This is a genomic window from Proteiniclasticum sp. (assembly GCF_003514505.1).
GTDB lineage: Bacteria > Bacillota > Clostridia > Clostridiales > Clostridiaceae > Proteiniclasticum.
This window is the reverse complement of record NZ_DOPX01000009.1, coordinates 61473-76698: the sequence shown is the minus strand read 5'-3', so window position 1 is coordinate 76698 and position 15226 is coordinate 61473. Positions and strand designations below refer to the sequence as shown.

General features: G+C 44.4%; 13 protein-coding genes. 3 read left to right on the top strand and 10 right to left on the bottom strand.

Going from position 1 to position 15226, the window contains the following annotated elements; genetic code table 11:
• Positions 1-8: 8 nt before the first annotated feature.
• Positions 9-938 carry a 1,4-beta-xylanase gene (locus DEF30_RS02215; RefSeq protein ID WP_294096056.1) on the bottom strand — a complete coding sequence of 310 codons (930 nt, stop codon included), beginning with the start codon at positions 936-938 and terminating at the stop codon, positions 9-11.
• Between the two features lie 142 nt (positions 939-1080).
• On the opposite strand from DEF30_RS02215, the gene DEF30_RS02210 reads away from it, so the two are divergent.
• From DEF30_RS02210 to DEF30_RS02200, 3 genes are read left to right on the top strand one after another with little or no spacing between them, the layout of a single operon-like run.
• A complete protein-coding gene (locus DEF30_RS02210; RefSeq protein WP_294096055.1) occupies positions 1081-2445 on the top strand; it encodes an MATE family efflux transporter in 1365 nt (454 codons plus the stop codon).
• Complete coding sequence (locus DEF30_RS02205) at positions 2438-3640, top strand: AGE family epimerase/isomerase (protein ID WP_294096053.1); 1203 nt, start codon at positions 2438-2440, stop codon at positions 3638-3640. The genes DEF30_RS02210 and DEF30_RS02205 overlap by 8 nt, the downstream gene beginning before the upstream one ends.
• Positions 3637-4584, top strand: a complete 948-nt coding sequence (locus DEF30_RS02200; protein ID WP_294096051.1) for an acetylxylan esterase — start codon at positions 3637-3639, stop codon at positions 4582-4584. The genes DEF30_RS02205 and DEF30_RS02200 overlap by 4 nt, the downstream gene beginning before the upstream one ends.
• A 77-nt stretch (positions 4585-4661) precedes the next feature.
• Here DEF30_RS02200 and DEF30_RS02195 read toward each other — a convergent pair whose 3' ends face one another.
• The 9 genes from DEF30_RS02195 to DEF30_RS02155 form a co-directional block, all read right to left on the bottom strand.
• The gene (locus DEF30_RS02195) at positions 4662-5969 is read right to left on the bottom strand and encodes a CAP domain-containing protein (protein ID WP_294096049.1); all 1308 of its coding nucleotides are present in this window, start codon (positions 5967-5969) and stop codon (positions 4662-4664) included.
• 128 nt (positions 5970-6097) lie between these two features.
• The gene (locus DEF30_RS02190; protein ID WP_294096047.1) at positions 6098-6871 is read right to left on the bottom strand and encodes a DUF4412 domain-containing protein; all 774 of its coding nucleotides are present in this window, start codon (positions 6869-6871) and stop codon (positions 6098-6100) included.
• Positions 6872-7088: 217 nt separating this feature from the next.
• Positions 7089-7541 (bottom strand): RpiB/LacA/LacB family sugar-phosphate isomerase, encoded by a 453-nt coding sequence (locus DEF30_RS02185; RefSeq protein WP_294096045.1) that lies wholly within the window; start codon positions 7539-7541, stop codon positions 7089-7091.
• 1 nt (position 7542) lies between these two features.
• Complete coding sequence (locus DEF30_RS02180) at positions 7543-8313, bottom strand: triose-phosphate isomerase family protein (protein ID WP_294096043.1); 771 nt, start codon at positions 8311-8313, stop codon at positions 7543-7545.
• A 10-nt stretch (positions 8314-8323) separates the two neighbouring features.
• Positions 8324-8965 carry a dihydroxyacetone kinase subunit DhaL gene (dhaL, locus tag DEF30_RS02175; RefSeq protein WP_294096041.1) on the bottom strand — a complete coding sequence of 214 codons (642 nt, stop codon included), beginning with the start codon at positions 8963-8965 and terminating at the stop codon, positions 8324-8326.
• A 123-nt stretch (positions 8966-9088) separates the two neighbouring features.
• Positions 9089-10081 carry a dihydroxyacetone kinase subunit DhaK gene (locus DEF30_RS02170; RefSeq protein ID WP_294096040.1) on the bottom strand — a complete coding sequence of 331 codons (993 nt, stop codon included), beginning with the start codon at positions 10079-10081 and terminating at the stop codon, positions 9089-9091.
• Positions 10082-10352: 271 nt separating this feature from the next.
• On the bottom strand, positions 10353-11795 hold the full coding sequence (locus tag DEF30_RS02165) for an MFS transporter (protein ID WP_294096037.1): 1443 nt from the start codon (positions 11793-11795) through the stop codon (positions 10353-10355).
• Between the two features lie 203 nt (positions 11796-11998).
• Positions 11999-13771 (bottom strand): beta-glucuronidase, encoded by a 1773-nt coding sequence (gene uidA, locus DEF30_RS02160; protein ID WP_294096035.1) that lies wholly within the window; start codon positions 13769-13771, stop codon positions 11999-12001.
• 192 nt (positions 13772-13963) lie between these two features.
• Entirely contained in the window at positions 13964-15187 is a 1224-nt protein-coding gene (locus tag DEF30_RS02155; protein WP_294096033.1) for an AraC family transcriptional regulator, read from the bottom strand.
• Positions 15188-15226 lie beyond the last annotated feature (39 nt).

The window sequence follows — 15226 nt, the reverse complement described above, 5'->3', positions numbered from 1 at the left end:
GAAAATGTTTAATTATTTTTATAGAAATTTTCGACAAGAGTTTCAGATGGCTTGCCATACAAGGCATAGTCCATATCTTCAGTAGCTTTTTCAATGGGATAAAGCCGAGCTTTCCAGTCCCAAAGTGCCATTCCTTCCACAAAAGAAAACTTAGAGACTCCATATAAAAAGGCTTCATACCAGACTTTTTGCTCTTCCAAAGAAGGTTCTCCCTGAAGCTCCCAGTTATTCGGCAGCCATTTTGCTCCGACTCTGGATGCACAGCCTGCCTCACAGAAGAAGAATGGTTTTCCTTCCTTCTGAACCACCTTCTCGATCCTCGCAAGTTCCTCGTCTATTTTATCCACAGGATAGTAGCCGGAGGAAGAGATTACATCCACTGCATCCCACCAGGTGATATTTCCTTCCTGATACTTATCGCAGTTATACGTTATAGGTCCATTGTATACTTCCCTGACTTCCTTTATGAGCGTTCTCCATTCTTTCTCCCTTCTATCAGCATTCACAAGTTCGCAGCCGATGACAAACATCTCAGATTCCGTCTTCTCTGCCATCTTACCATAATGTCTGATAAAGGCGGTATAGGAAGAGAACCACTCAGACCATTTTGGTTCACAGGGAACATCATGGTCAAAAAAATTGATATGGGCTCTCCAGTGACCCGTCGTAATGTTCACCATGGGCTTCATGATGACTTTCAGTCCCAGACCATGGGCATAATGGACCATAGCCTCCACTTCTTCATCTGAGAGCACACAAGAATCCTGCCAGTTGATCTCTGTGGCATGAATATGTTCCTGCTCTACTACCACAGCCAACACCACATGAGTGATGGCCATTCTTTCCTTTAAGAGTCGCAACGATTCTTTCGCTTCCTCTGTTTCCCATTCTCCTCTTTTGCTGAGATACCCGAAGGTGACTGCTTTGATAAATTCCATAAAAACCTCCTATTAAGTATTGACATTGATTTTTAAAAGTATATATTTATTAGTATACTGAATACGATACCACCTGATTGTGTTCCTGTAAAGAATACACTGTACAAAAATCCCAAAAATCAATCCAAACCGGAGGCTCCTTATGACAGACAGCACTTATACTTTCTATAAAAAAATGTGGTATTTCGCCTTACCAGTCACCTTACAGATGCTCATCACCTCAGGACTGAACATGGTGGACTCCCTGATGGTGGGGGGCCTTGGTGTATCAGCCATTGCTGGAGTAGGTATAGCTAACAAATACTCCCAGTTTCTCATCATCGTGCTTCAGGGATTTGTCAGCGGAGCTACGATTTTTTCCGCACAGTATTTTGGCAAAAGAGATCGGGAAGGCGTCAAGAAGACTCTAGACCTGGTCTTTCTTTATGTAACATTCTTTTCCTTGCTCTTTGGTATGTTCACCTTCATTTTCACAGAAAATGTTCTTTCCATCTTCACAGTGGATCCATCTGTCATGGTGAATGCAGTATCTTATATCAAAATCATTGCCTTCACGTATATGCTCACCGGTTGGAGCATGCTCTTTGGCGTAATCCTCAAATCCATGGGCATTGTTCATAAACCCACTGCCTACAGTGTCATAGCACTTCTGTTCAATACCTTCTTTAATTGGATTCTGATCTACGGCCCTTTCGGGCTGCCGGAACTTGGCATCAAAGGTGCTGCTTATGCAACGCTCCTTGCAAGACTCATCCAGACAGCACTTCTTCTACATCTTCTTTACCGCGAACGTCTGGTTGGGAGTGATGCTGTTAAGTACAATAAAGAAGGAGGTTTTGAAAGAAGATACTTTTCCCTGACACTTCCTTCTATCTTCAACCACCTGACCTGGACTCTTGGAGACTTGACCCTCTTTTACTTCTATACGCAAGTAGGCACCAATGAAACCGCGGCAGTAACCCTCATCGATCCCCTTGTCTTCATTTTCATCTGTGTTTATACAGGACTTAGCGATGCCTCTTCTGTGATGATTGGACATGAACTTGGCAAATCATCCTTTAAGAAAGCAAAAGGATATGCAGATCAGTTTTTAAAACTAACACTTCAGCTTTCTTTGGTCACCGGTATCTTGATTATTCTCTTCAGTCCGAGGCTTCTCACTCTTTACAACATCACCAGTGAAGTTGAATCACTTTCCAGAATCTTGCTTTATATCTATGCTGGACTCTCACTCTTTAAGCACTACAATTACGTGAACAATGTAGGAATACTTAGAGTTGGTGGAGATACAAAATATGTGCTCTACATGGATACCTTGAGCGTTTGGCTTGTGAGTATCCCTCTAACCTGGATACTACTTATCGCGTCTGTACCTTTCCCTTACATGTACCTGGCGGCAGGTTTTCATGAAATCATCCGCTTTCTTCTTGGCAGTAATCGTACGAAGAACGGGAAGTGGTTGAACTCACTCATTGAGAAAGATCATAAAGGAGAACATCATGAATAAAGAACACTTCATCTACGAGCTGGAACATACTGTTCTTCCATTCTGGCGTAGCCAGTTGGACACTCAATATGGAGGCTTCTACGGAGCTGTAAACATTCATCTGGAGGAACAAAGAGAAGCCCCAAAAGGGGGTGTTATGAACAGCCGCTTTCTCTTTGCATTCTCGAAGGTTTATTCACTGACCAAAGATAAAAATGATCTCAATATAGCGGATCATGCCTATAATTTTCTGTGCGAGAAATTTCTGGATCCACTCTATGGTGGTATCTACTGGATGGTGGATAAGGATGGGACCCCTTTAGACACAAGAAAAGTCACTTATGCTCAAGCCTTTGCCATCTATGGTCTCAGTGCGTATGAAAAAGTAAAACCTAAACAAGGTGCCAAGGAGAAAGCTCTTCATCTTTTCTGTCTATTGGAGGAAAAAGTCTGGAATGAAGCAGGGCACTATTATGAAGAAGAGTTTCTCTGCAACTATTCAGCAAAACGTCCTGAAATTCTTACCTTAGATCAGGGAGATGCATCACATACTACCAATACATTTCTCCATATTCTTGAAGCCTATACAGCACTTTATGCAGTGACCCAAAACCCCCTTGTTCTCGCAAAGACAGAGCTTCTTCTTGAGATTTTCCATGAAAAAGTATATATATCCGAAAAATACTGTGCTCAAAGTTTCTATAAAGACTGGACACCGGTTCACGATACGATCTCTTATGGACACGACATCGAAACCGCTTGGCTTCTTACAGAAACTCTATCCATTCTTCCTCTGAAAGCCACACTGAAGGAAAAAATCTACAGAATGAACCTTCGCCTTGCAAGCACTTCACTCAAAGAAGGTCTTCACAGAAGTGGTGCATTGTTATCTGACAGCAGTGAACAGCACCATCCCATTTTTGTATGGTGGCCACAGGCAGAAGCGGTCATAGGGTTCTATGATGCCTATGAGAAAACTGGCCAGAAAGACTATCTTGATGCAGCTGTAAAAGTATATGATTATATTGGAAAGTTCTTTATCGATAAAAGACCAGGAAGCGAATGGTATTCAAGACTTACAGAAGAGGGAGAACCTTTATCATCACTTATTCATAACCATCAGGAACCGGAACATATTTCAGATCACTGGAAAGGGCCTTACCACACTGTCAGATACTATTTAGAAATGATCAGAAGAACAGGAGGAAAACGATGACCATCGAAGAACTGAAAAGCTACAAAGGAATGGGTAGAAAACCCGAAGATTTTGATCTCTACTGGGACAATGCCCTCAAGGAAATGCAGGCACTACCTCTTAGTTATCATTTAGAAGAAATTTACTTCCCCTCTAAAGTTGCCAGAGCTTATCATCTTACGTTCATTGGTGTTGGAGGAGCAAAGGTTCACTGTCAGCTGCATACACCAAAAGAAACAGAAGGAAAACTGTATAAAGGAATGCTCCAGTTTCATGGCTATCATACAGACTCCGGAGATTTTTCTGATAAAGTTGGACTTGTGGCAGAAGGCTTTACGGTCCTTTCCATGGATGCTCGTGGCCAGGGTGGCCCCTCTGAAGACAATACCAAGACCTCTGGTGGTGTCATGAAAGGCCTCATCATTAGAGGTGTAGAGGAGGGGAAGGAAAACCTGTACTACAGAAGAGTCTTTATCGATACTGCACACGCTGCAAGGATTCTTATGTCTTTTCCTTATGTGGATCGAACTGATATCTATGCTCAAGGTGCTTCTCAAGGCGGAGGGCTAACCATCGCTTGTGCGGCCCTTGTCCCTGAAGTAAAAAAAGTGCTTGCTGTGTATCCTTTTCTATCTGATTATCGGAAAGCCTATGAGTTAGGAGCAGAAACTTCTGCCTTTGAAGAACTCCCTTATTATTTCCGTTTCAGGGATCCTCTGCATAAGAAAGAGGTAGAATTCTTTGAAACTTTGGAGTATATCGATCTTCAGCATTTAGCACCGCGAATCCAAGCCGAAGTGCTCTGGGCAGTGGGTATGAAAGATGAAGTTGTTCCGCCGGTGACACAGTTTGCCACCTTCAATAAAATTAGAAGCAAAAAAGAACTTCTCATTCTTCCAGAATACGGACATGAATATCTGCCAAAAATATCTGACGAAATCCGTCCATTTTTCTTCGGGGAATAGTTTTTAGAAGAAACAGAGGCCTGCCAAAGTGATGGCAGACCTCTGTTTCTTTTTTAGTATTCTATCCTTAAGTATCCTTATTTCCCAAAATGCTGAGTGGCCAGGGTCACATATTTCCCACCATAAAAAGTTCCGCTGACAGGAGCTGTGATGATGCCAACTCCGACATAGATATACTCCGGATCCAGCATGGCTTTATTGTGAGAAGGAGAGTTTTTCCATCCTTCAAAAATCACCTGGGCGGAAACTGCCTCACTGCCCATATTGGCAAAAAGATTCTCTCCTTTTTTGGTGTAATGGGTATAGCCGAAAATGAAGTTCATAAGGTCTCCAAAGGAAATATACTCTAAGTGGGGATTATAGTGAGCAAAGTAATCATGCTGCAGCATGGACTCACTCTTATATCTGGCTGAACTCATGAGATCCTCTTTCAGAAGCAGCTCTTTGAGTCCATTGTCTCTTCTGTAGGCATTCAGAAGTTTTAGAATCTCTTCTTCCAGATTTTTATGGACAACAGATTTGTAGTTTTGGGGAAGACTTTTATCTGCTGTGCTAAAGTATGCTTTTTTATCCGATGCCACCGCAATCTTTATGTCAATGGTGTCCCCTTTCTTATAAATGCCTGGCTTTGACACCATCTCCAAAATGGTGCCATACGGATGGGTATCATCGGGAACTTCTATGGCGTTGACACGCAGTCCAATATGCCGCACTTCCCTCTGGTGCTTCATCGTCGCATCTTGAAGCCTCACTTCATCGCTGGCTAAAGCTCTTTCTGAACTCAGCGGAGAAGTCTCACCAGAACTTTTCCCTGTTTCTTCCCCTGGTGACTGTTCCTGAGGCTTCGAGGCAGTCTCCAAAGCTTGCTCTGATGGGTTATTCTCTGAAGGGGTTTCTACAGGTTCTTTCACCGGTGAAGTTGTTTCTTTCGAGATCTCAAGGGGTTTTTCCTCTGTGAGAAGAATGCCGCTGAGATACCCCTCCTCACTTCCGTATCGGACTTTGTACCACCCATTGCTGACTTTTTCCAGGGTCTCAATCTTTTCCTCTTCATAAATCACTTGAAGAATCTCATACTGAATCCCGGGACCTTGGCGAAGATTTCCTGTCATTTTCATAAAGAACACCTGGTGATGCTTTATGAAGGTGAGAGGTTCCTCTTTTCTTTTTACACTCTCCTCTGGTGATTCAGCCGTGTTCCTTCTGGATGATAAAGAGGTATGATCTGATACGGGCTCCATCACTTCATTTTCCGGAACCTTCTCCACCTTTTGGACTTCAGGATGCTCCTTTACACTATCTTCTTTAGAGAAAAAAGGATTCTGGGTGCAGGAAAAAAGAACGAGACTCGACAACATAAGACTGAGCGCTTTAATTTTCTTCATACCTGCACCTCCTTGCTTCATTTCTTACATTCATCATAGCACTTTTCTGGAAATCCGTACGAAAAAACCGGCAGATTTTCCACTGCCGGTAAGAATTGTCATATTTTGTCTATGGACCATCTCAAGCCTTATGGAACAGTGGGAATGAGATTTCCCATATCCACGATTTCATAGCCTTCCGGCACTTCAAACAGAGCATCAGAAAGATCTCCCACTTTGAAGTCCGTCACTTCCATGACAAAGGCTTCAGAGCCGTCTTTATTATGGGATTCCATCTTCATGGGGAATCCATACTCTTCATGGAGCCACATTTTCACATGATAGCCCTCTTCAAGCTTTGTGCTCTCCACCACATGGCAGGAAACTCCGTTTAACGTTTCTTTTCCCACATAGGTCATGTCTGTTTCATCCACATCACTGGTGAAATCGTCCATGGTAAAAGTATCCTGCTCTCCCTCGGCATCTTCTCCCAGAGGCATTTTCATGGCTGTTTTGCTGGAGGCATCCAGGATATACAGCGCATCTTCTCCATGAATCATCACAAAAGTCTGCCCCATGACTTCGCTCTCCGCCCTCATTTTGGTGCCTTTCATATACATGCGGCTGATGGTGTTCTCGCTGCCCATACCCGTAACCTGCATCTCGTAGTAGACTTCCGCCATGTCCTTTCCACTGCCAAAAAGATCTTTCAGTTCTTCCTTGCTGAGAGTGTTTTCTTCTGCAGGTTTCTCCTCACCAGGCGTTTCTTCCGGCTTCTCCTCCTCTTGTTCTCCTTCTTCCGCTGGCGGTGTTTCACCAGGTACAGAAGGCTCCTCCTTAGAACTGCAACCAACAAAGAGGGCAAACAGCATAGACACCATGAGTACACTCATCCAGCGCATGAGTAAAGATTTCTTTTTCATGACCACTCTTCCTTTCTTTCATGCAGGGTCATTTTCCCCCGCCGTTGTTCTGAAGCGTCAGTCGATAGAGATACATCCTCCATACAATTTGATAAGATACACCGCTGTATATTTGACCTCATTGTAGCATTCTGCAAAAAGAAGAACAAGTGCCTTCAGGTTGTGTACATAACGTAAAAATCAGCACTCCCATGTTGAGTGCTGATTTTACCATAAACTATTCTCCTCTGTACTGGTCGTCAATCTCCTTCATGCGGTCCACCTTAGGAAGAGAACGTCCTCCTTGGAACTCGCTGTGAAGATACGCTAGCGTGAGCATTTCTGCATGGGCTTTCCCCATGGTGAGTCCACCCATGGTGATGATGTTGGCATCATTGCTTTTCGCGGCTCTTTCTGCAGAGTAAACATCAGCCACCTGAGCCGCTCTTATGCCATGAACTTTATTGGCTGTGATGGCTACGCCAATGCCCGTTCCGCAGATGATGATGCCCCGATCAAATTTCTTGGATGCCACTTCCTTTGCAACCTTCTCTGCTATGTTGGGGTACAGAATGGTTTCTCCTTCAAAGGAGCCGAAATCCTCATACTCATACCCGTTGTCTTTTAATACCGTAAGGATATGCTGCTTCAACTCATATCCCATTTCATCGCAGCCAATGGCGATTTTCATATTAAACACCCTCCTTTGCTTTTCTTACGTTTCTTACGATGGCTTCCAGGTTGTCCATCTCATGTCCAAACCTTCCGATGAATAAACCATCCACATCTTCCGACTGTGCAATCTCTAAGGCCGTCTCTTTCTTCGCAGACCCGCCATAGATGAGACGAACAGCTGAGCTGGCTTTCTCTCCAAAATGCTCCCGGACAATATCTCGGATGAGGGCCATGGATTCATGCACATAGGAAGCCTCTGCAGGCTCCGGCTGACCAATAGCCCACTCTGGCTCATAGGCCAGGACGATATCTTTGAACCTCTCCGGTGAGATGCCTTTCATATAAGAAAGAATCTGGTCCTTCAACGCTTCTTTTCTTCCTTCTCCCTTTTCCCGTTCTCCGATACAGACGATGGGCCACATATGGTAGTGTAAGGTCAGGTGCACCTTCTCATTGATCATTTCCGGTGTCTCCTGAAAAAGAGCTTTACGCTCCGCATGGCCAAGCTCCACCAAAGAGCAGGAAAGATCTTCCGCACTCTCAATGGAGAACTCCCCTGTATAAGCTCCTTGGGCTTTCGGTGCAATATTCTGCACACCATAGCGGATGGCAGAGTCTTTTAGAATCTCTGCCACAGGATAGAGTGTCCCCATGGAGGGAATGAGAAAAAGATCCAGATCTTCCATCTGCCCGAGCCTTTTCTTCATCTCCTTCGCCAGGGTCTTCGCCTCTTCCATACGGTTCACGTAAATCTTCAGGCTCATGCCCACGATGGGTTTTCTCTTCATGGTGTTCTCCTTATGCATTCTTCATTTCCTTCAGCATTTCCTGATAAATGAGATAAGAGGAGAAGGAACCGGGATCTCTGAATCCAATGGCTCTTTCCCCCAGTCTCATGGCTCTTCCCTTCTTTGCGATGAGTGGAATGGTTCTGTCAGAACCTGCTTTCAGTTCATCCACAAAGGCTTCAAAGCTTTCCACATCCTCAGTACCTGCCTCAACAGAGTCCTTCAGTTTATCCACAGCAGGCCTCAGCGCATCCACCATGGTCTTATCTCCCACCACAGCCTTACCTCTGGCTTCAATGGCTTTTACCCCATTGTCGATGAAGCCCACAAGTTCCGGGAAGGTGATTTCATTCTTGCCTTTGATATCTTCTCCGGCTTTCATGAAGAGGCTGCCATAAAGGGGACCTGCAGCCCCACCTACTTTTCCAAGAATGATCATGCCGACTTTCTTATAAAAAGAAGCGATGTCTTCTGTTTCCTCATAGATTTTATCCAGCTGCTTTTCTACTTCACGGAATCCGATGGACATATTGACCCCATGGTCTCCATCTCCGATGTCGGAGTCCAGTTTTGACAGATAGTCACGATGCTCCTCAAACATGGGGATGAGACGCAGAATAAAGTTTTTGAAAAATTCCTTGTTATATACCATACTATTTCCTCCGGCCAGAACCAGCGGTTCCGGGATTATTATCTTCTTTTGAAATGGAAGGATATCCGCTCAAAAAAGGCCAAGACCCTTTTTTCTGCGGATATCCTCAAGTAGAGATGTATCTTATCTGATGCTCATATAAGGAGTATCCACTGGATAATCCAGAAGCTCCTTCAGCTCCTCGTCCACCTTGACGATGGTGATGCCCATACCAATCATATCCATTGAAGTCGCATAGTTTCCTACGAGAGATTTGTAGACTTTAACGCCCTTTTCTCTCAGCACTTCTTCCAGATGGTTATGAAGAATATACTGGTCCATGAGAGGCAGTCCGCCAAGACCATTCACCAGAGTGTACACTTCATCGCCTTCAGAGAGCGGGAAGTCCTTCAGAATATGTTCCATGATTTCATCGACCACCTGGTCTGCAGGTTCGATCTTACCACGACGTACTCCAGGCTCACCGTGAATACCCATACCGATTTCCATGTCTCCATCTTCCATATCAAAAATAGTGCCGCCCTTTACTGGAATGGTGGAAGATGAAAGCGCAACACCCATGGAACGGGTATTGTCATTGCATTTCTTTGCAGCAGCAACTACAGCATCCAGGTCCATGCCCTTGGCAGCAGCGGCAGCAGCAGCTTTGAACACAAAGAGGTCGCCAGCGATTCCTCTTCTGTCCTCAATATTTTCAGAAGAAACCACGTCATCTGTCACAAGAACAGTCTCTACGCGGATGCCATCGTCGGCTGCCATTTCAGCACCCATATCAAAGTTCATCACGTCTCCTGCATAGTTTCCATAAAGATAAATACAGCCTTTTCCCTGATCCACTGCCTTTACAGCATTATAACAAGGTTCTGGTGATGGAGAAGTATTGATGTTGCCGATGACAGCAGCATCTGCGAAGTTCTTGCCTACATAGCCCAAAAATAGAGGTTCGTGTCCTGAGCCGCCTCCGATGATGACACCGACTTTTCCAGGTACAGGATTTGTAGTCACAACCACTCTTCCATCATGCTCCAGAAGTTTCACATAGTCGCTGTGTGCCTTCACATACCCAGACAGCATTTCCTCCACCACGTCATAAGGATCATTGATCAGTCTTCTCATTGTTCATTCTCCTTTTATACGATATTAAAGTTCTTTAAAATCCACTATATTTTCTATGCTTTAGTAATATATTTGAATTTCAAAGAATCCTCATATCTCTATTATTGAGCAAAAAATGAACGGATTCAACCGGTGAATGTAAACCTTTTATTAACGATTTGGTTTTTTTCCCATTAGAACAGAATTAAATTTCAGCACATCATAAAGTGCTCAAAAAAGAGAGCCTCAGCCCTTGGAACTGAAGACTCTCTCAAGAGGAAACCTTCTGCTTTTATACAGCAGCTTCTTTTTGATCGTGAATGGCCTGCTGAATCTCCACCATTTTCTCTCCATCCAGCTCATAGTATCTCATGGCAATGAGAGAAGCCAGCCAGCCTAAAATTGGCATCCCGATGAAGAAGAACATGGTCATCCAGAATATTGGACCGGAATAGGGTGTATCTGCTGTGGGCAGCTGCTCCCGGAACCCGATGGTAGCAACCATGATACCCACAATGCTGGCACTGAAGGCTGAAATCAGCTTATCCACAAAGGAGAAGATGGTGCCCATCATCCCAGGAATATACTGCCCGGTTTTGTAAGTCTGATAGTCAGAGCAGTCTGCAATCATTGGGATGACGATATTGGATCCGATGGAGATGGCACCGCCCTGTAGGACCATCAGAACAATAAACAGAATCGTGGCCAGATTGATAGAAGACAGAGAGATGCTTCTAAGATCCGCAGTGGCGAAGAAGAGAAGAAGGAGAACACCCAGCAGCACGGAAATCCAGGTAGAAACCACATAAGCCTTTTTCTGACCCAGTTTTCTGGCATAGCCGATGCCGATGAAAGTCAATACAATGGTCAAAGGCGTCATGATCAGTCCCATGGTCCCAGATAAGGCATAGTTTCCAAGTAGGATGCCATAGAGCATGATGACCGTGACAGAATTCTGTTTCACAGTGGCAGCCAGCTTATCCGTGGAGGCGGAGATGATGAGCATCTGAAGGGGTCTGTTTCCTTTGATGATGGGCCAGTAGTCCCGGAACTTAATCTGAACATCAGATGGAACACCCCAGTTCTCTTTCACATCCTTTTTCCATAAAGAAATCACAGAAAGAGCGGTGAACACACCAGAGACCACAATGACATACACCATCATTTCACGGAAGAAACCCATGGTGAATCCTCCGTGCTTAGGTACCAGCACATTGGAGATGAGAAACTGTCCTCCTGTGAAAAGCACGGTATTGAAGATGCCGTCAAACAGAGTGAAAAGGGGTCTTTTCTTCGGATCGTTGGTCAGAACAGTCTGAGCCGCTTTGGTGCAGGCTGTCTGAAAGGTGTATCCAATGATATAGACTGAGTACACCAGAATGAAGTAAACCAGCCTGAATCCTTGTGGCACCAGATGGGTGGTCATATGTAGAAGAACTACGCTGAGAGCAAGGATTACATTGCCCAGTACCATATACGGTCTGAACTTACCAATCTTGGACTCTGTTTTATCTATGATAAATCCGATGATGGGATCTGTAATACCATCAAAAATTCTCATGGCTGTCATGATGGTGGTTACGGCCACCACAAGAAGCCCCGCTACCCCTGTGGCATAGTAGGAAACAAACAGCATAAAAAACATATAGAGATTCGTGGCAGTATTGTTCAAGACGAATAGGCCGATCTGGGCAGTCGAGGCAGTATTATAGGTGACTTTATTATTGTTTTCCATGATTTCCTCCGTATAATTATAAAATCCTGTAGATGAATGGACTGTGCTTCGTTCGTTTTAATGCCTATCCATGAAAATGGCGCCTATTCGCATGAATATGTAGCGGGCGGGATGGAAACACCATCCCTGAATCTTTCCCCACTTCTTTCTCTTTTGTCTACCGTTTTTTCTGCTTTTTCAACTCGTTCTGTTCTTCTTGTTGTCTATTTGTTCTTATATCCAAAATCCGGAATATTCATCCAGCGGTCTCTCACAGAGTGTGCAGCCATCTTCGGGTGTCTCTGTCTTGTGAAAAGACCCTTCTTGTTCCCCTGGACTCTGATGATGCCCACAGAGGTTTCAAAGTCTGCGAAATTCCACATCTGTTCTCCGATGACATGGTCAAACTCATCAAAGACTTCATGATTCGCCTGAAGATACCTTACCTGATACTCTTCGGTAAATGGAATGTCATCCACTGCGTGGAATCCAGCCACAGTGTCTGCACCATATTCTGTGAACATCACCGGTGTATTGGGATACGCTTTCTTCCACTCTAGAAGTTCATTTCTTAAAGCAGTCTTTGCCTCTTCCAGTTCTCCCGTATTCACATACCATCCATAATAACGGTTGAGACAGATCACATCCAGATGTTTGGACACCACATCATTATGAGGCATGGACATCATGATGAGCACCTGGGTCACAGGTCTCTTCTGAGGATCCAGCTCTTTTGTGAGCTTGATAAGTGGTGCAAAATACTCCTCTGCACCTTCTTCAATGGTGGTGGCTTCGTTGGCCACAGACCACATGACAACGCAGGCAAGATTCTTGTCTCTTGCTACCAGCTCTCTCAGCACCTGCTCATGTGCTTCTTTGGTGTTCATCACTTCAAAGGTCTTCTTCTTGTCTCCATCTCCACCAAACAGTGCAAAGTTGAAGCCATGCATAAGTCCCACTGCAGGCGTCTCATCAATGACAACAATCCCCTGCCTGTCACAAAGTCTCATCATCTCTTCAGAATAAGGATAATGGGCAGTTCTGAAGGAATTTGCCCCCAGCCACTTCATCAGGTTCAAATCCGTCACATTCAGTGCCTCATTGAGGCCACGGCCGTTGACAAAGAAATCCTCGTGCTTTCCAAAGCCCTTGAAGTAGAACGGCTTATCATTGATGAGGAACTGATTGTTTTTCACTTCCACCGTTCGGATACCAAAGGATTCTGTATAGATATCCACAACTTCACTGTCCTTCTCCACATGAACTTCCACTTCATAAAGATAGGCCTTCAAAGGCTGCCAAAGGATGACGTTTCTAATGAGGGCATCTTTCTCATATCCGTCATAAACCACCTGCTGGTTCTCATCTCTCACCAGGAACCTTACTTTGTCGAAGTCTCCTTTTACAGTTTCAGAAAAGTGCACCACTGCATGACCTTCCTCCACATCATAAGTGATGGAGAGATCTTCCACATAGCTCTTCGGAGTGGAGTAGATCTTCACAGGTCTATGGAGACCGGCATAATTAAAGAAATCAAAGTTCGGCTGATTCTTTTTCACGCCATTTTCTTCTTTGTAGTTTCCAACTGGTAGAGTGCTGTAATCCAGGATATTGTTCACTTCCACCGTGACACGGTTCTTTCCAGAGATCAGATATTCATTGATCTCTGCCTCAAAAGGCATGAATCCGCCCTTATGTTCTGTGACGAGCTTGCCATTGACATATACTTTTGCATAATGGGTCGCACTGCCAAAACGCAGCACCAGCCTTTCAGAAAGAAGTTTATGAAAGATCTCAAAGTCCTTCTCATACCATACAGAGCCCACGTGGTTTCTGATCTTTCTCAGCACACCCTGCTCATTGAAAGAACCTGGCACTGCCATGACCTCTCCATGGGACAGTGGACTTTTCGGATCGTGGTTCTCCTCCAGAGAAAACCTCCAAATGCCTGATAGGTCCATAAGCGTTCTGGTCGGGGTCGATATTGGATATAACAAGTTGCATTCCTCCTCATACTTTGTGAATCAATGAACTTATTATAAAAAATGATAACGTTACCTATTGCAATTATTTTGTTGTTTATAGAAATAATATGCTGTCTCTCTTTGAAAAACCAAAGAATTTGTGATTTCATTGACAAAAACATGAAAAAGACTGAACCTATCCTATAGATAAGATGCAGTCTTTTACTATTCCTGTATTTTATGCTGTTTCTGATAGTTCAGCGGCGTCATCCCTGTTTGCTCTCTGAAGATTTTGCTGAAATAATTGAGATTCTCAAACCCGCAGGACAAGGCAATGGCTGTGACGCTTTCCTGATTTTCTGAAAGAAGGGCTTTGGCCCGGTCCACTCTTCTTTTATTGATGAACGCTGTCATGGAGAGTCCCGTTTCTTTCCGGAACTGCCTGGAAAGATGGGACGCACTGATATGGACATAATCGGCCACATCCTGAAGATGGATTTTCTCCTCCAGATGTGCTTCCAGATAATGAATGGCATTTTGGATATGTCTGGAGTAACCTACGGTGGTCATTCTCTGAACCAGAGCAGCATACTCGTCAATGAGCCTGTCAGAAACCTCCTGAACCATTTCGATGCTCTGCATCCTCTCAATGTAAATAGCCATGTTATCAGAAAGCTGATGGATGCTGATAGGCGGAACCCCTGCTCTTTCCACGGCGATGCGGAGAATGGTATTAAAAGTCAGATACAGATTCTTTAAAGCTCTTAAAGGATCTCCCGGTACCCGATAACTGAAATCATATACGGTCTTACTCATGATCTTCTTTGCGGACTCTCCATCTCCGATGCTCACATAGTACATCATTTTATTTTGGATCCGGTACCGCTCATCGATGAGCGTGAAGGACTCTTCGATCTCCCGCGGCCTTATTTTTTTGAAGTCTGTGATTCTGGATCGGTGATAGTACACTTTCGCATCAAGATTTTTCTTCGTGAGGCTCCACACCATGACTTTTGCAAGGGACTGATATTCCTCCTGATTGAGAATTTTGATGGTTCGATAAGCTTCCAGAAGAAACTTCTGATCCTGCATCGGAATCCCATTCTCCTCCAGTAGATCCAACAGCTCTTCTTTCGAGACGTGGGCGTTGAGAAATGGCCCCCCCACCACCACATAGGGCTGCTGCTCAGAAAAAAGGCTTACAGCCAGGTACTGAAGTCCCAGATTATCTTTGTATACCAGCACCTCTTCTGCTTTTCTTGTGAAGGTGCTTTTCACCATATCACTTTTATACTGCTGACGGTACTTGAAGAGGGTCGTGTCTTTTCGAAGAACCAGTCTGAAGAGGGTTTTTGCATCGCTATTCAGAAGAGAGAACTCCAGACCGGACACTTTTCCAAGGGATGTGCAGACTTCTATGAGTTCATCTTCCACTTTACTGTTTTCCATCACGACACCTCTCTTTCATCTTGTTATTTTCAGCATACA